Below are 18,011 nucleotides of genomic sequence, written 5' to 3'. Positions count from 1 at the left end.
CTTGACTTTTTTTATGCGCTATTAATAAGGAGGATGTAATATGTATGATGTAGCAATAATTGGATCAGGGGTTATTGGAAATTCTATTTTTAGGGAACTAACTAAGTATAATTTAAAAGTAGTTGTTTTAGAAAAAGAAAAAGATGTATCGATGGGAACAAGCAAAGCAAATTCAGCAATAGTTCATGCTGGATATGATCCTAAAGAAGGTACTTTAATGGCAAAATATAATGTAGCTGGAAATGAGATGTTTGAAGATCTTTGCAAAGAGTTAAGTGTACCTTTTAAGAGAAACGGATCTCTGATAATAGCTTTTAACGATGAAGATATGAAAACAGTACAAGCTCTTTATGAAAATGGGACAAAAATAGGCGTAAAAGATTTACAAATTTTAAGTAAAGAACAGGTTCTAGAAAAGGAACCAAACCTTAATCAAGAAATTTTTGGAGCTTTATATGCACCAACTGGTGGTATAGTAGGTCCGTTTGAATATACAATTGCACTAGCAGAAAATGCAGTAGCTAATGGAGGAGAAATTAAGCTAGAAAAAGAAGTTGTTGCGATAGAAAAAAATGATACATTCAAAATTACAACTAAAGATGGAGAAATAATAGAATCAAAATTTGTAATAAATGCAGCTGGACTTTATGCAGATAAAATTCATAATTTAGTTTGTAAGGAAAGCTTTAAGATAGTACCAAGAAGCGGAGAATACTTTGTAATGGATAAAACTCAGGGAAATGTAGTTAGCCATACAATATTCCAATGTCCATCAAAACTTGGAAAAGGGGTTTTAGTTACTCCAACTGTTCATGGAAATTTATTAGTTGGACCTGACGCCAGAGATATAGAAGATAAAGGCGATGTTGGAACACTAGCAGAAGGATTAAATGAAGTAAGAGACGCTTCAATGCGTACAACTAATAAAGTTAATTTTAGAGAAATAATAAGGAGCTTTGCAGGTCTTCGTGCTAATCCAGATACAGGTGATTTTATAGTAGAAGAAAATGATGAAGTCAAAGGTTTCGTAGATGTTGCCGGAATGAAATCACCTGGTCTTTCTTCAGCACCAGCTATAGCTCTTGATGTTGTAGAAATATTGAAAGAAGCAGGATGTAAGTTAGATAAAAAATCAGACTTTAAGGCAAAAAGAGAACAAATTCATTTTATGGAATTATCGGCTAAGGAAAAAGCTGAATTAATAAAGAAAAATCCGCAATATGGAAGAATGGTTTGTAGATGTGAAAGCATAACAGAAGGTGAGATTGTAGATGCAATAAAGAGAAGTATAGGGATACCATCCTTAGATAGTATTAAAAGAAGATGTAGACCAGGAATGGGAAGATGTCAAGGTGGATTCTGTGGACCAAGAGTTCAAGAAATAATAGCAAGAGAATGTAATGTCCCACTTGAAGATGTAGTTCAAGAAAAATCAGGTTCATATATATTATTAGGTAAGACAAAATAGAAGGATGAGGTGTTATTATGAGTTATGAATTAATAGTAGTAGGTGGAGGACCAGCTGGTCTTGCAGCAGCATATGAAGCATATAATAGTGGAATTAAAAAAATATTGATTTTAGAAAGAGATAAAGAATTAGGTGGTATATTAAATCAATGCATTCATAATGGTTTTGGGCTTCATACTTTTAAGGAAGAACTTACAGGGCCAGAATATGCAGGAAGATTTATTGAAATGATTCAAGATACTAATGTTGAAGTTAAACTAGACACTATGGTATTAGAAATCGGAAAAGATAAAACTGTTTATGCAATAAATACAGAAGAAGGCTATATGGAACTTAAGGCCAAAGCTATAATTCTTGCAATGGGTTGCAGAGAAAGAACTAGAGGTGCTATAAATATTCCTGGTGATAGACCAGCGGGTGTATTTAATGCAGGTGCAGCCCAAAGATATATAAATGTAGAAGGATATATGCCTGGTAAAGAAGTCCTTATTTTAGGATCAGGAGATATTGGACTTATAATGGCTAGAAGAATGACTCTTGAAGGCGCTAAAGTTAAAGCTGTAGTTGAATTGTGTCCATATTCAAATGGATTAAACAGAAATATAGTACAATGTTTAAATGATTATGATATTCCTCTATATTTATCACACACAGTTGTAGATATTGTAGGAGATAAGAGACTTGAAAAAGTTGTAATAGCAGAAGTTGATGAAAATAAGAGACCTATTAAAGGAACTGAGAAAGAATTTGATGTAGATACACTACTACTATCAGTTGGATTAATTCCAGAAAATGAAATATCATTTAATGCCGGACTTGAACCTGATAGAAGAACTAATGGTTTAATTGTTAATGAGAGTATGGAAACTTCAGTAGAAGGAATATTTGCATGTGGTAATGTAGTTCATGTTCATGACTTAGTTGACTTTGTAACTCAAGAGTCAAAACACGCAGGTTTTTCTGCTGCTAAGTACATTAAGGGTGAACTTAAGAAAGACAAATATGTAAACATAATAAATGGTGCAAATATAAATTATACAGTGCCACAAAAAGTTAATGCAGAAGCTGTTGATGATAAACTAACTGTATTTATGAGAGTAAATAACATATATCATAATAAGGCATTAGTTGTAAGATGCAATGATGAAGTTATAGCTAAATTTAAAAGAGCTCACTTAGCACCATCAGAAATGGAAAAGGTAGTTTTAAGTAAGGTGCTATTAGAGAAAGTTAAAGGTGATATAACAATATCATTAGAGGATGGTGAATAAAATGGAAAAAGAATTAATTTGTATATGTTGCCCTAAGGGATGTCATTTAAAAGTAGATGCTGAAAATAAAAGTGTACAAGGTAATGGCTGTAATAGAGGTATTGAGTATGGAATAAATGAAGTTACAAATCCAGTACGAGTAATAACTTCTACTGTTAAAGTAGACAATGGAGAATTACCAGTAGTACCTGTTAAAACAAATAATCCAATTCCTAAGGGACTTAATTTCAAATGCATGGAAGAAATAAATAAAGTGACAATAAAGGCTCCTGTTAAAATAGGAGATGTTGTAATAAAAGATGTTCTTGGAACTGGCGTTGATATAGTTGCGACAAGAAATATACATGAAAAATAGAAACTAATAAAAGTTTGGTTAAAGCATCATCAATATTTAATATTGATGATGCTTTTATTATGGATTATAGTTTATAAATTATAATCCATAATAATAATTACATTTAAATTTCTAGTGGGCCAAGTGCTAATTTAAGATTAATATGTAGAAACTAAATTGAAACATATATATGTAATCAAATTTATGATATTATTTTAGATAGAAAAAGCTAGGAGTATAAATATATTAATAAAGAAAAACTAATTATATATAATAAATAAAAGGGAGGATATTTCTCACAATGAAAGGGATAGGAGTTTTCGATATTTTAGGGCCTATTATGATAGGACCCTCAAGTTCACATACAGCAGGTGCAGCGAGACTTGGTAAGATAGCAAGAAGTATAGCAGGTGGAGATGTATCAGAGGTGACATTTTTACTACATGGTTCATTTGCTAAAACATATAAAGGTCATGGAACAGATAGGGCTTTAGTTGCTGGTATTTTAGGAATGGAACCAAGCGATGAAAAACTTAGGTATTCTATGGAGATAGCAAAAGAAAAAGGTGTTAAATTTTTATTTAAGGAGGCAGAATTAGGGGATGTGCATCCTAACACAGTAAAATTCATTATAAAAACAATTGATGGGAAGTATTGTGAAGTTATGGGATCATCAATTGGTGGCGGAAATATTCAGGTTATAGAAGTTAATAATAATAAGGTTGATTTTACTGGAATGTATGAAACTTTAATAATAGCTCATAAAGATGCGCCAGGTGTAATTAATAGTGTTACAAGTATATTATATAGTGAAAATATAAATGTAGCTTTTATGAGAGTTTTTAGGCAGCAAAAAGGGCATGAAGCTATAATGATTTTTGAGATGGACAATAAAGTGAATAATATTTTAATAGAGAAAATTAAGAAAATAGAATTAGTACATAATGTAATCTCAATAAGCCCAGCAAAGGAAGGTGAATAATAATGTTTGCAAAAACAGGTACGGAATTGTTAGAAATATGTGAAAAACATAATATTTCATTAAGTGAATATGCAATAAGATATGAGGTAGAAGAAAAAGGATTGTCAAGAGACGAAGTAATAGAGAAAATGAGGAAAAATTTGAGCGTTATGATTTCGGCTGCTAATGAGGCAATGGAAAAAGAAGTTTATTCTGTTAGCGGATTAATTGGTGGAGATGCTTTTAAGATACATAATTATGCTAGGAGAGGAAAAACTTTGACAGGTGATGTAACTAATATAGCTATGGCTATGGCACTTTCTTCATCTGAGGTTAATGCTTCTATGGGCAAGATAGTTGCATGTCCAACGGCTGGTTCTTGTGGAATATTACCAGCAGTAATTTTAAGTGCTGGAGAAAAACTTGGATTAGATGAAGAAGGACTTATAAATGGATTATTTGCCGCAGCTGCTGTAGGAATGATTATTGGATTAAATGCAACACTAGCAGGAGCAGAAGGTGGATGTCAGGCAGAATGTGGGTCAGCTTCCGCAATGGGAGCAGCTGCTGTTATTGAGATGATGGGAGGAACTCCTGAGATGAGTTTAGATGCAGCAGCCATAGTAATTAAAAATGTACTTGGCCTTGTTTGTGATCCAGTTGCGGGACTTGTTGAAATACCATGTGCCAAGAGAAATGCACAAGGAGCAATAACTGCTTTATGCATGGCAGATATGGTAATGGCAGGTGTAGCTTCAAAAATACCATTTGACGATACGGTAAGTGCTATGTATAAGGTAGGAAAAAGCTTGCCAGAATCACTTAGAGAAACAGCTTTAGGCGGAATAGCTGTAACTAAAACAGGACTAAAGCTTAAAGAACAGGTATTTGGAAAGAAATAATGCACATATTAAAGTATTGTATAGAACTTAAAGTAAATTGACAAACAATCGAAATAGAATACATGAATTCTATTTCTTTATTTATCCATTACTTCAAGTATTTAATATATGCCTTTGGTTATTTCGGACATAGATACCGAACCTAAAGTAAAATATATATTTTTAATTATAGTCTACACTAGAAAGGAAGTTCATTCTTTTGTAGAAGTGTTACATTGAGTTTTTAGCTGTAGATATTTCCTTAGTAGAAGTTGTTTCATTTATTGATTGTCACGAGCTTGCCTCGGGAGCATGCAGAAATGGTGCAACTTCTTCTAATGGAAATTAAAAGCTAAATACTCCAGAAACCTGGAACAAATGAATGATATTCCTTTCAGTATTTACGTATATAACTTTAAGTTTACTTTAGGTATCTAGTGATTAATAATACCTTACGAAGGTGTCTTTGGGATTTTTATATTTCTTTGTATAAATTTACTTCCCCATTGCCTACACGAAGTTCACCTAGTAAAGGAACTATTCTTGTAAAATGCTCACTGTTGTTATGCAAATTGATTGCTTTTTCGTCTTTCCATTCTTCTATGAAGGTGAATATAGAACTATCATTAATATCTTGAAACAAGCCATATGAGATACAGCCTTCTTCTTTTCTACTTTTATCAATTAACTCTTTCGCAAGGCTTAGATATTTTTCTGTTTGTTCATTTTTTATAACACTTCTGGCCACTATTTTTATCATATTGATCCTTCTTTCTATAATATTTATTAAAATTAGTATATCACTTAATTAAGAAATATTTTAACTTTATTAGTGATAGATGATATAGAAGAATTTAGCGCATATATAAACTTACGATAGATAGACCAATTATAATCAATACTTATGCGTATAGCTCACCGAAACGAATAATATACTTTTGTTCCAGTTTCCAGGTAATTCTGATGGGTGATTCTAAGGCTATAAAGTTGAACCCAAAGTGCTAGCCTCAAAGAACAAGCTTTGAACTAGCACATTTGGAATAACTTATAGCCAAAGAATCACATCCATCAAAATCACCAATGAAACATTCCACAAAAGTATATTACTCATTTCTAGTTGGAGGATATTTCATAGTCTAAGTATAGTTTATGATTATGTTATCTATAACATGTTGCAATAATAAATTCTTATTTAAAGATCTATTAATCTAAGGATTTAATTAAGGCCAGAATGTAGAAATTTAATTACAATAATATATGCAAATTTCTTAATTTATTGTTCCAGTATATGAATTTGTATATAATTAACTATAAAATTACTAAACTAACTATAGTATAATATGTTGAAATAAGCTATCTATATAAAAATGTCTAAAAAGATTTATAAATAATTTTGATTGCAATTTATTGACTTAAAAGACTTTTGAAGTTAAGAAGAGCTATTTTATTAATAGAGGAGAGGAATTTAATGAACTTAGGAGTAAGAGATCAGATTACTATTCTTATAGTTGATGATGAAAAAAGTATAGTGGACTTTATTAAAATGGGATTGGAAGCTGAAGGCTATTTAGTATATGAGGCATATGATGGGAATCAAGCAATCGAGATAGCAAGTAAAATAACCCCTAATATAGTGATATTGGATATTATGTTGCCGGGAATGGATGGATATGAGGTATGTTCAATTATTAAGAAGTCTATAAAAACATCAGTTATTATGCTAACAGCATTAGACGAAGTTGATGATAAGGTGAAAGGGTTGGATATTGGAGCGGATGATTATATGGCAAAACCTTTTAGCTTCAAAGAGCTTTTAGCACGCATTAATGCTAGGATAAGAAATAGTTTTCCGGAGCTAAGCGATATTACTAATATAGGAAATTTTAAAGTGGATGATAAAGCTCATGAAATAACTTATCGTGAAAAAGTATTAGATCTACCTCCAACCCAATACAACTTGTTGAGTTTTTTACTTATGAATAATGGAATAGTATTGAGCAAATCGCTTATACTTGAAAAAGTATGGGGATATGATTTTAATGGAGAAGATAATATTGTTGAAGTATACATAAGGTACTTAAGAGACAAAATTGGAGACAAAGATCATAATATCATTAAAACTGTCCGCGGTGTTGGATATAAGATGGTGGCACAATGAAAAAATTAAGAAATAAATTAAAAATAAAGAGTTTGAAATGGCAGTTGTTATTTAGGTTTCTTGTGATATTAATTTTATTATTGGGAATCATGGGACTTTTTCAGTATATAAGTATGAAAAATTATTTATATAAAACAAAGGTGCAAGTACTTCATGAGAGGTTTCATAATCTAGACTTTAAGAAAATGTCAAAAGAAAATATTGAGGATATAACTGAAAGTGATACTAAAGAAATTTTAAAGAATTTATGGGATAAAAATATGAGTGTAGCTCTAATAAATAAAAATGGAGAGCTGTTAGGTCAAAGAAGCAATATAGATACACCTAGAGATGATGATGACGGTGACGATGATTCAAAGGAGCCTGATGAACGAAAGAGGAAAGAGATACCAGTACCGGTGCTTTCTAGAGATAAATATATAGAGATTTGCAATGAACAAGGGAATTTGGAACATGCATATGAAGTAGTAAGAGATGAAAACAATAATTATCAAATGGTTGCATGGATAAAAGTTGGGGATTTAGATTCACCATCAGGGTTAATACAGTTGAGTACGCCAATAGACGATATTACAAGTATCTTAGATAGGCAAGAGTATGTGCATATTAGTCTTTCAATTATGATTCTCATAGTGGGAACAATACTTGGAATCACTATTTTTAATCGAACATTGAAGCCGTTATATAAGATAACTGATACTGTGGAAGGAATAAGTGTAACTGATCTGCATACAAGACTAACGGAAGAAAGTGGTCAATTAGAAATTAATAGATTATCAAAATCCTTTAATATTATGCTTGAAAGAATAGAGACATCATTTGAAAAAGAACAGATTATCAAAGAAAAAATGAGACGATTCGTGTCTGATGCATCACATGAATTACGTACACCATTAACCTCAATTCATGGTTTTGTTGAAGTATTATTAAGAGGGGCAGCAAAAAATCAGGAAAAATTAGATTTGGCTTTAAACAGCATATTGATAGAAAGTGAAAGGCTTGCAAAACTGGTAAATGATCTTTTAATATTAACTAGGCTAGATCAGCAACCAGTTGTTGAAATAAAAAAGGAGAATTTGAATGATGTTATAAATGAAATAATTCCTCAACTGCAGATACTTTCTAAGGATAAAACTTTAAATATAGAGTTGAAGGATTATATAGATGTATATATAAATAAAAATCAAATTAAGCAGGTCATATTCAATATAACTCAAAATGCTGTAACTCATACTGATAAAGAAAAAGGTGTTATAACAATTTCTACAGGTATAGAAGATTACAAAAATAAAACCTTTGCGGTTTTGAAGATATCTGATAATGGAACTGGAATACCTAAAGAGCATTTAGATAAAATATACGATAGATTTTTTAGAAGTGATTATCACAGAGCTAGGGAACAAGGGGGATATGGATTGGGTCTCTCTATAGTAAAATCAATAATTGATAGCAATCGTGGAAAAATTAGAGTAGAAAGTGAGCTTGGAGTTGGGACAACATTCTCAATATATTTAAAATTAGAAAATAAGGCAGATGAATTTGATATTTTTTGATTGTGCCCAAATAAGAAAAGATGTTACAAAATAGATTTATTATATTATTTTGTAACATCTTTTTTAGTATATATCGTTATTCTATTGATTAAAATATCAACGCATCTTTAGTTTAAGATATCGCTAAGAAAATCTGGGTGAGTAGTCTTAAATAGTTCTCAGCAAATTCTAAGCTTTAACTAAGGATACATTAAGACTTTTTTGTTATAATTCCAACAATGAGGAAATTTATATATTTTAGATAGGTGGGGATTATTATAAGTACAGTAAGTATTTTTATATTAATGATTGTGATAATAATAGTTATTTTATTTTTTATATTTGTGACTGGTAAAATTGAAAAACATGAAGCAACTAGGAGCAGTTATGCTCTTGGAACTTTGATCAACTTAAGAGCAAATGGAAATAAAGCTAAAATGGCAATAGATAAAGCGCTAGAAAGGTTAAACCAAATTGATGATAGAATGTCAGCTTTCAAAGAAAGTAGTGATATATCAAAAATAAATTTTAATGCAGGAAATAAGGGAAAGAAAGTAAATAATGATACTTATTTTGTAGTTAAAAAAGCCATAGAATACAGTAAAGTTTTAGAAGGTACTTTTGATCCTACAATAAGGCCATTAGTAAAGTTATGGAGCATAGGTACAAAAGAAGAAAAAGTTCCAGAAAAATCTCAAATAGAGAAAACAGTAAAACTTGTAAATTACAATGATGTTATTTTTGATGACAAAAATAATTCAATAATGCTAAAACATGATAAGCAAGCTTTAGATGTCGGAGGTATTGCAAAAGGATTTGCAGCTGATGAAGTAAGAGATATTTTTTATCAGTATAATATTAAAAGTGCATTAATTGATTTAGGTGGAAACATTTTTGCTCTTGGAAGTAAGGAAGACGGTTCAGCTTGGAAAGTTGGAATTCAAAACCCATTTAAGCCTAGGGGAGAATTTATAGGAATATTAAGCGTAAAAAATAAATCAATAGTAACCTCAGGCAATTATGAAAGATATTTTATAAAAGATGGAAAGAGATTTCATCATATAATTGACCCTAAAACAGGATACCCATCTGAAAGCAAAATTATAAGTGCAACTATTATATCAGATAATTCAATTGAAGGAGATGGCTTATCAACTGGTGTTTATATAATTGGTATTGATAAAGCTATGAAGATTATAGAAACTATAGAGGGCATTGACGCTATATTTATTACAGAAGATAAGAAAATATATAAAACATCAGGTATTGATGAAAGTATTTTTACATTAACAGATAGTGAATTTTTTTAGCCATTGTGTCTGGAGCTAAATATAGAGGTAAGGGCATAATTGAGGAAATAAGAAAGCTTTAAATCAAGCAAAATGATAAGAAGAGATAATACCGATTGAAACAAACCTCGTTAAGTTGGAATATAACTTATTAGCAGGGATAAATTCAATTTGTACTATCTTTTTTTAGTTAGATTTTTCGTACAATTTAGCCTTTTCCTTAATTCTAAAATGTTTTAATTGCCATTTCTCAGCGAATTCTCAGCTTAGATTAAGGGCACATTAAGGTTCTATTGCTATAATTCACTTAATTAAAGAAATTGCAATAGCAGATAATGAAGTGAAAATAATATTTCTATTGGAAATTAATTGGAAAAATATGATTGATGATAATTAACATAAAAAATTATTATTGCTAAATATAGAGAGTTAGAAAAGGGGAAAGAAACATGGCAAGTAAAATAAAAAAATCGCAGATTATAAGGCATATTATACAATTGATTGCATTTATTCTGTTACCAGGTCTTTATTCAATGACATTCAGTGAAGTAAAAACTGTATATCAAATGATTATCAATGGTAATGTTAACTTTTTGGAAGCATTACCAAGCTTAATAGAATTTATAGCTATTATGCTTTTGACTATAGTATTAGGAAGATGGTTCTGCGGTTGGATATGTGCATTTGGTGCATATAATGACTTAATATATTTTATATCAAAAAAAATATTCAAAATAAAGTTTAGAGTAGATGAAAAAGTTGATTCTATACTTAAGTATTTCAAATATTTAGTATTACTTTTTATAATAGCTATTTCATGGACTATAGGAAGCAGTATACTGGAAAGCACAAGCCCTTGGGATGTATTTGGTCAAATAACTGATGTATCTACTATTTTTTCGAATTTACTTGTTGGATTGATATTTTTAATATTAATCACAATAGGATCAGCGTTTATTGAGAGGTTTTTCTGCAGATATCTATGCCCTTTAGGTGCAATATTCTCTATTATTTCTAAGATTGGAATAGTTAAGATTAATAAGCCAAAAGCTGATTGTGGTAAATGTAGAGCCTGCACAATGAATTGTTCAATGGGGTTACCGCTCTATAAGGTAAATTGTGTCAAAGGTGGAGATTGTATAAATTGCTTAAAATGTACTGAAGTATGTTACAGAAATAATGCTAATGTAAATGTACTTGGAAGAGATTTAGATGCTAAGTTAACAGGATCAGTAGCTATGGCTACATTTTTAGGTATATATGGATTCACTAACTTCGCCGGCAATGCAGTAACTAAATCTGGAATTGCAGCTAAGAGTAATGCAGTTTCAAGCAATTTAAATTCACAAACAGAATCTGCACCAGAAAGTTCAAAATTAAATCATGAAACTACAAGTTCAAATACAGTTCAAAATAATGCAAGTGAATATAAAGATGGGACATACACAGGAAGTGGAACAGGATATAGAGGAGGAACAACTAAGATTTCTGTAACTGTGTCTGATGGAAAAATATCAAGTATACAAGCTATATCCAATCAAGATACTCCAAAGTTTTATCAAAGAGCAGAGGGTACTATAATTAAGAGTATAATTTCAAAACAATCAACATCAGTGGATACTGTATCTGGAGCAACTTATAGTTCGAAGGGTATCATGAGTGCGGTAACAAATGCTTTGAATGAAGCAAAATAATAAAATATACTTGACGTTTGAAACTTAATGGTATAACCTTTAAATTGTGAAAGAAAATTTTGTAATTGAATAACTAGGGGAGCTAATATTTTGGCTGAGATTGGAAAGATTGATTTCCTAGACTCTTATAACCTGATTTGGATAATACCAGCGTAGGGAAGTATATTAATATTATTTGTGTAAGTATTGATATGATTTGTGCATGATTTATTGATGTATCCCTTGTGGATACATTTTTTTTATGCAAAATAATTAACTTCTTTTAAGGTTAATCAATTTAAACGTCATTGTAAAGGTGATTTAGTAAATTTATTTCACATTAAAAAGTAAGTTTATTGATTTTATTATTAAAGGAGTGAATTTTAATGAAAGAAAAGAGTAAAGCACAGAAGATGGCGTTAAGTGGCGTGTTAATCGGTATTTCTGTTATTTTTGGAACATTTTCAATACCGATTGGAGCTGCTAAAATATCTCCAATACAACATTTCGTGAATGTAGTTGGAGCAATAACACTTGGGCCAGTATATGCTCTTATGAATGCATTTGTGACATCTCTAATAAGAAATTTTATGGGAACAGGAAGTTTATTGGCCTTTCCAGGAAGCATGGTAGGAGCATTACTTGCAGGAATTCTTTATAAAAAATTTAGAAAGCCAGGTATTGCAGTAATTGGAGAAATAATTGGAACTGGAATATTAGGAGCATTATTAGCTTATCCTATAGCTACAATGGTGTTAGGAAAACAAGTTGCGGTTTTTGTATATGTTGTTCCGTTTATATCAAGTTGCAGTGTTGGAGCGATTATAGCGTACTTTTTTATAAAAGTTCCTGTCATTAAAAAAATACTAGTAGATAATGAGTTTCAAGTAAAGGGAGAAGCAACTAATAACATAGATAAGATTTAAATGAAATATTATAGGTGAAAGGATGAGTTTATGTTTAGAGCATTAACTATTGCAGGATCGGATACTTGTGGAGGAGCAGGAATTCAAGCGGATTTAAAAGCTTTCTCGGCAAATGGAGTATATGGAATGAGCGTTATCACAGCGGTAACGGCTCAAAATACTATGGGGGTTTTTGGAATTCAAGATATAAATCCTGAAATGATTGAATCTCAGATAGATGTTATTTTTGAAGATATAAGAGTAGATGCTATAAAAATAGGAATGGTTTCTAAAATTGAATCTATAAAAGCTATATCAAAATCTTTGAGAAAAGTTGATAAACTACCAGTGATAGTTCTAGATCCAGTTATGATTTCTAAAAGTGGATTTAATCTGTTATCGAAGGATTCAAAAGATACTTTAGTTAAGGAATTATTTCCATTAGCAACATTAATAACTCCTAATTTACCAGAGGCAGAAGAAATTTTAGGGATGAAAATAGAAAACTTAGATGAAATGAAGGAAGCGGCCTTGAAACTTAAAGAACTTGGTCCGAAGGCAGTTTTAGTTAAAGGGGGGCATTTAGAAGGGGAAGCAACAGACTTGTTATATGATGGAAATAACTTTCTTGTTCTAAAGCAAGAAAGAATAAATACTACCCATACTCATGGAACAGGATGTACTTTATCTTCAACTATAGCAGCAAATTTGGCTAAGAATATGACAATAGAGGAAGCGGTTAGAAGTGGTAAAGAATATATAACATGTGCAATCGAACATGGTTTTGAGCTTGGTAAAGGTGTAGGCCCTACTAACCATTTTTACGAGCTATATAAGAAAGCAGGAATGATTGAATAATACTATAGAACTCAAGTTAAATTTTATAACTAATAAATTAAATAATAATGGTATGAGGAGAGGGAAAGAAATGAATTATAAAACACAAATGGAAGCAGCTAAAAAAGGTATAGTTACAAAGGAAATGAAAATAGTAGCGGAAAAAGAAAGAATTTCAGAAGAAAAATTAATGAAACTTGTTGCAGAAGGTAAAGTAGCTATACCGGCTAATATCAACCATAAATCACTTAGCCCTGAGGGGATTGGTGATGGATTAAGAACAAAGATAAATGTAAACTTAGGGATATCAGGAGATTCGGTTGATTATTGCAGAGAGATGGAAAAAGTAAAAATGGCAGTTGATTTTGGTGCAGAAGCAATAATGGATTTAAGTAATTATGGGAAGACTCAAGAGTTCAGGGAAAAGCTTATAGAATATTCTCCAGCTATGATAGGAACAGTTCCTATGTATGATGCAATTGGATACCTTGAAAAAGATCTTTTAGATATAAAAGCTAAAGATTTTCTTGACGTGGTGTTAGCTCATGCTAAAGCTGGGGTTGATTTTGTTACTATTCATGCAGGAATAAATAAAAGAACAGTTTCGATATTTAAAGAAGATAAGAGAAGATTAAATATAGTATCAAGAGGTGGGTCATTGCTATTTGCATGGATGGAGATGACAGGAAATGAGAATCCATTTTATGAATACTATGATGAATTACTTGATATACTAAGAGAATATGATGTAACAATAAGTCTTGGAGATGCTATGAGACCTGGCTGTATTGATGATTCAACAGATGCTGGACAAATTACAGAACTTATAGAGTTAGGATTATTAACAAAAAGAGCTTGGGAAAAAGATGTACAAGTTATGATAGAAGGACCAGGTCATATGGCAATGAATGAGATTGCAGCTAATATGCAAATTGAAAAAAGATTATGCCATGGGGCACCTTTCTATGTACTAGGCCCTCTTGTTACAGATATTGCACCTGGGTATGATCATATAACTTCAGCCATTGGTGGCGCTATTGCAGCAACACATGGAGCCAATTTCCTTTGCTATGTAACACCAGCTGAGCATTTAAGACTTCCTGATTTATCTGATGTTAGAGAAGGAATTATTGCATCGAAAATTGCAGCTCATGCAGCAGACATTGCTAATGGACTTCCAGGGGCTAGAGATAGAGATAATGCAATGGCAGATGCTCGTCAAAAACTTGATTGGGAAGAGATGTTCAAGATTGCTATTGATGGGAAAAAGGCTAGAGAATATTTTGAAAGTGTACCACCAGAAGATATGCATAGCTGTTCTATGTGCGGGAAAATGTGTGCAGTAAGAACAACTAACAGAATTTTAAATGGCGATAAAGTGGAGCTTCTTGACCAGAAATAAGATTTATATGAGGTATAATTATATATGTTGCAGTTGAATTTCTATAGTATTATTTTTATTGAGTACTTAGTTTACTAGAATTTTAAATGCAAGTTCATAATTGCAACATAGATATCAAGCAAAAGAAACTTGAAAAATTTTTACTTTTGAGAGGAGGTATTTTAGTAAGGATCATTAAAGAATGAATTCTTACTAAAAGATATTTATGAGTAATGAAATATCAATTAAAATAGGAAGTTTATTAAATGAAGTTAGGAATAAGAAACCACTTGTGCATAATATAACAAATTATGTTACAGTTAATGATTGTGCGAATATTTTACTTGCAATAGGTGCATCACCAATTATGGCTGATGATATAAAAGAAGCAGCGGATATTACTAAGATTTCATCTGCCCTTGTAATAAATATTGGAACATTAAATGAGCGAACTATTGAATCTATGATTGCATCTGGTAAGAAAGCAAATGAATTAAATATTCCAGTCGTTTTTGATCCAGTTGGAGCAGGAGCATCAGAATTTAGAAATTCAACAACAAAGAGATTATTAGAAGAAGTGAAAATAAGTGTTTTACGTGGAAATATGTCTGAGATTAAATTTATAAGCGGATTAGGCTCTACAACTAAGGGAGTTGATGCCTCAGAAAATGACGCAAGAACAGGAAATGATGAGGGAATAGATGTAGCTAAAAACTTAGCTAAAAAACTTCAGTGTACTGTAGCCATTACAGGTGCAACAGATATTATATCTGATGGAGAAAGAGTAGTTATACTTGAAAATGGAACTAAGATGTTATCTAACGTCACAGGAACAGGCTGCATGACAACTGCATTAATTGGAGCGTTTTGTGGGGCAGGTTCAGATTATTTTATAGGAGCAGTTTCTGGTATCATTTCAATGGGAATATCGGGTGAAATTGCTTTGGATAAAGCAGGGAAGATTGGAACAGGAAGTTTTCATATTGCAATTATAGATGCCATAAGCAATTTGACTTCTAATATCATTGAAAAGATGAATAAGATAAAGGAAATATAATAAACAATGTTTGCGTGTATATCATTGAAATGAAATACACGCATTAATGTGTGAACTTATCTAAAATATAATATGAAGGAGAGAGGAGTTTCATGAAACCTAAAATAGATTATAGTATCTACCTTGTAACAGATAGAGATTTAATGAGTACAGAAACTTTAGAAGAAGCTGTGGAAAAAGCTATAATTGGAGGATGTACATTAATTCAATTAAGAGAAAAAGATTGTTCATCACTCGACTTCTATAATACAGCTGTGAGAGTTAAAGAAATTACAGATAAACACAATATTCCATTAATAATAAATGATAGAGTGGATATTGCACTAGCAGTAGATGCGGCTGGAGTGCATGTTGGACAAAGTGATATTCCTGCAGCAATTGTAAGAAAAGTCATAGGAAATGATAAAATCCTTGGAGTTTCAACAGGGTCTGTAAATGAAGCTCTTGAAGCAGAAAAAAATGGAGCTGATTATTTAGGAGTTGGTGCGATGTATTCAACTGGTACTAAAAAAGACGCAGATTCAACTAGTATGGATGAATTAAGAAAAATTAGAGAAAATGTATCTATACCTATAGTTGTAATAGGTGGAATAAATAAGGATAGAGTTAAGGATTTCAAAGGAATAGGAATTGATGGACTTGCAATAGTTTCTGCTATTATAGCAAAGGAAGATATTACTACAGCCGCTAAAGAATTAAAAAATGAATTTATTAAAATCTAACAATTAAATATATAGTATTTCAAAGGCACTGTTTACTGGAATTTCTGGTATAGTGCTTTTATTTTATTCTTATTTATACTGAGCATAAAATATATTTTGCAGAATATTGTCATATAGTATGTTTTGACAAATTATAGTAAAAAAATTAAACTTAAGATAGCATAAAGATTATAGTAGAATAGCAAGTTTAATGGAGTTTAATGACGATTAAAGTAATACTGCAGGTAATATCCATAGAGAGCTTGAAGGTAAGGATGTGCTTTGCTACGAAAGTTGGAAAATATATCAATAGAAAGTTAGGACTATCAATTTTGATAACGTCAGTAGTATTTATATTGGGATTAGCATATATAAAAAATCACAAGAACATAGGATCTAATGATATTGTCAGAAAAGAAAAAGAAGAATACGTGGAAAGAGAACGTGTATCGAAGAGTATAACAACAGTGGAGACAAATGATGATAGAATTCTTACACAAATAGGTAAAAAAAAGTTAATAGTAAATAGCTATTATAATATTGATGCTGCTTCAAATAGTAAAGAGGGTGATATGAGAGGCGTTGTAAAAGAAAAGTGGAGGCATATTAAGCCTAAGAAGGAATATACAATAGGCGTTTTGCTGCCTCACTTTGAAGATCAATATTGGGTCTCAGCGAATTATGGAATAATAAATTATGCAAAGGAATTAGGAGTGAAGGTAAAGTTATATGCAGTTGGAGGCTATATAGAGTTTGGAAACCAAAAAGAGGAGCTAATGGATTTAGCTGAGGATGATAAAATTGATGGAATAGTGTTTGCTACATTAGATAATACAAAATTTAATTCAGATGTAGAGAATATTGTTCATTATGATAAGCCTATTGTTGCACTAGTAAATGATATTAATAGTCCTGATATTAGCGCAAAAGCAATAGTTTCCTATTATGATATGGGATATAAAGCAGGAGAGTATGTTGTTGAAGATTCAGCAGGTAAAGATATAAAAATTGCATTTTTTCCTGGGCCAAAAGAATCAGGATGGGCATTAGATACATTAAATGGCTTTAAAGATGCAGTTTCAAGGTTAAAGAAAAATAATCAAAAGATAGATATTAGTAATCCTTTTTATGGAGACACTAGACCTGATGTGCAGCGATTACATATAACAAGCGTTTTGGAAAATAATGATGATTATGATTATTTAGTTGGTTGTGCTCCAGCAGTAATTGAAGCCGAAAAATTTATTGCTAAACGCAAAGAGAAATCTAAAAATATAAGAATTGTATCAACATACATGACAAGTGATGTTTTTAATCTAATAGAAAAGGGAGCTGTATTAGCTTCTCCATCAGATCAAACTATCCAACAATGTAGAATAGCACTAGATATGATTGTAAGAATTTTAAATGGAGAAAAGGCAGGGATAGATTTTCCATTCCAAAGTGGTCCGTGTGTGCCTATAATTTCAAAGGATAATATTTCAGAATTTGAGTATGAAGATCTATTTGGAAGTAAAGAGTACATTCCAGTATTAAATCATATGGGTAAATAAGGGTTAAATT

Annotated in this window: 16 protein-coding genes and 1 riboswitch; of the genes, 15 read left to right on the top strand and 1 reads right to left on the bottom strand. The window is 31.2% G+C overall.

Annotated elements, in window-relative coordinates:
- The first annotated feature begins 40 nt into the window (after nucleotides 1-40).
- The 5 genes from AXY43_RS10875 (at nucleotide 41) to sdaAA (ending at nucleotide 4,936) form a co-directional block, all read left to right on the top strand.
- A complete protein-coding gene (locus tag AXY43_RS10875) occupies nucleotides 41-1,468 on the top strand; it encodes an NAD(P)/FAD-dependent oxidoreductase (RefSeq protein ID WP_023973887.1) in 1,428 nt (475 codons plus the stop codon).
- Nucleotides 1,469-1,485: 17 nt separating this feature from the next.
- Nucleotides 1,486-2,739, top strand: a complete 1,254-nt coding sequence (locus AXY43_RS10870; RefSeq protein WP_012060663.1) for an NAD(P)/FAD-dependent oxidoreductase — start codon at nucleotides 1,486-1,488, stop codon at nucleotides 2,737-2,739.
- A gap of 1 nt (nucleotide 2,740) precedes the next feature.
- Nucleotides 2,741-3,094 carry a DUF1667 domain-containing protein gene (locus AXY43_RS10865; protein ID WP_023973886.1) on the top strand — a complete coding sequence of 118 codons (354 nt, stop codon included), beginning with the start codon at nucleotides 2,741-2,743 and terminating at the stop codon, nucleotides 3,092-3,094.
- 280 nt (nucleotides 3,095-3,374) lie between these two features.
- Nucleotides 3,375-4,055 (top strand): L-serine ammonia-lyase, iron-sulfur-dependent subunit beta, encoded by a 681-nt coding sequence (gene sdaAB / locus AXY43_RS10860; protein ID WP_023973885.1) that lies wholly within the window; start codon nucleotides 3,375-3,377, stop codon nucleotides 4,053-4,055.
- Nucleotides 4,056-4,057: 2 nt separating this feature from the next.
- Nucleotides 4,058-4,936: an L-serine ammonia-lyase, iron-sulfur-dependent, subunit alpha gene (gene sdaAA, locus AXY43_RS10855; RefSeq protein ID WP_023973884.1), complete on the top strand. Its 879-nt coding sequence runs from the start codon at nucleotides 4,058-4,060 to the stop codon at nucleotides 4,934-4,936.
- A 454-nt stretch (nucleotides 4,937-5,390) separates the two neighbouring features.
- Here sdaAA and AXY43_RS10850 read toward each other — a convergent pair whose 3' ends face one another.
- On the bottom strand, nucleotides 5,391-5,675 hold the full coding sequence (locus AXY43_RS10850) for a putative quinol monooxygenase (protein WP_023973883.1): 285 nt from the start codon (nucleotides 5,673-5,675) through the stop codon (nucleotides 5,391-5,393).
- A 708-nt stretch (nucleotides 5,676-6,383) separates the two neighbouring features.
- On the opposite strand from AXY43_RS10850, the gene AXY43_RS10845 reads away from it, so the two are divergent.
- The 10 genes from AXY43_RS10845 to torT all read left to right on the top strand — a co-directional run bounded on the left by AXY43_RS10845 (nucleotide 6,384) and on the right by torT (nucleotide 18,001).
- On the top strand, nucleotides 6,384-7,073 hold the full coding sequence (locus tag AXY43_RS10845; protein WP_105411541.1) for a response regulator transcription factor: 690 nt from the start codon (nucleotides 6,384-6,386) through the stop codon (nucleotides 7,071-7,073).
- Nucleotides 7,070-8,626 carry a sensor histidine kinase gene (locus tag AXY43_RS10840; RefSeq protein WP_105411540.1) on the top strand — a complete coding sequence of 519 codons (1,557 nt, stop codon included), beginning with the start codon at nucleotides 7,070-7,072 and terminating at the stop codon, nucleotides 8,624-8,626. The genes AXY43_RS10845 and AXY43_RS10840 overlap by 4 nt, the downstream gene beginning before the upstream one ends.
- A 284-nt stretch (nucleotides 8,627-8,910) precedes the next feature.
- Nucleotides 8,911-9,915 (top strand): FAD:protein FMN transferase, encoded by a 1,005-nt coding sequence (locus AXY43_RS10835; protein ID WP_078114448.1) that lies wholly within the window; start codon nucleotides 8,911-8,913, stop codon nucleotides 9,913-9,915.
- Nucleotides 9,916-10,343: 428 nt separating this feature from the next.
- Nucleotides 10,344-11,588, top strand: a complete 1,245-nt coding sequence (locus AXY43_RS10830; RefSeq protein ID WP_105411539.1) for a 4Fe-4S binding protein — start codon at nucleotides 10,344-10,346, stop codon at nucleotides 11,586-11,588.
- 65 nt (nucleotides 11,589-11,653) lie between these two features.
- A riboswitch (TPP riboswitch) is annotated at nucleotides 11,654-11,764 on the top strand.
- Nucleotides 11,765-11,953: 189 nt separating this feature from the next.
- Nucleotides 11,954-12,493 (top strand): energy coupling factor transporter S component ThiW, encoded by a 540-nt coding sequence (gene thiW, locus AXY43_RS10825; RefSeq protein WP_017211136.1) that lies wholly within the window; start codon nucleotides 11,954-11,956, stop codon nucleotides 12,491-12,493.
- A gap of 30 nt (nucleotides 12,494-12,523) precedes the next feature.
- On the top strand, nucleotides 12,524-13,330 hold the full coding sequence (gene thiD, locus AXY43_RS10820) for a bifunctional hydroxymethylpyrimidine kinase/phosphomethylpyrimidine kinase (protein ID WP_017211135.1): 807 nt from the start codon (nucleotides 12,524-12,526) through the stop codon (nucleotides 13,328-13,330).
- A gap of 70 nt (nucleotides 13,331-13,400) precedes the next feature.
- Complete coding sequence (gene thiC / locus AXY43_RS10815) at nucleotides 13,401-14,711, top strand: phosphomethylpyrimidine synthase ThiC (RefSeq protein WP_105412506.1); 1,311 nt, start codon at nucleotides 13,401-13,403, stop codon at nucleotides 14,709-14,711.
- Nucleotides 14,712-14,916: 205 nt separating this feature from the next.
- Nucleotides 14,917-15,747 carry a hydroxyethylthiazole kinase gene (gene thiM / locus AXY43_RS10810; protein WP_012060644.1) on the top strand — a complete coding sequence of 277 codons (831 nt, stop codon included), beginning with the start codon at nucleotides 14,917-14,919 and terminating at the stop codon, nucleotides 15,745-15,747.
- Nucleotides 15,748-15,839: 92 nt separating this feature from the next.
- On the top strand, nucleotides 15,840-16,469 hold the full coding sequence (gene thiE, locus AXY43_RS10805) for a thiamine phosphate synthase (RefSeq protein ID WP_023973877.1): 630 nt from the start codon (nucleotides 15,840-15,842) through the stop codon (nucleotides 16,467-16,469).
- A gap of 200 nt (nucleotides 16,470-16,669) precedes the next feature.
- A complete protein-coding gene (gene torT, locus AXY43_RS10800; RefSeq protein ID WP_105411538.1) occupies nucleotides 16,670-18,001 on the top strand; it encodes a TMAO reductase system periplasmic protein TorT in 1,332 nt (443 codons plus the stop codon).
- The last annotated feature ends 10 nt before the right edge of the window (nucleotides 18,002-18,011 follow it).

It is taken from the genome of Clostridium sp. MF28 (assembly GCF_002969175.1).
In the GTDB taxonomy this organism is placed as follows: Bacteria; Bacillota; Clostridia; order Clostridiales; family Clostridiaceae; genus Clostridium; species Clostridium beijerinckii.
This window is presented reverse-complemented; position numbering and strand designations above follow the sequence as displayed.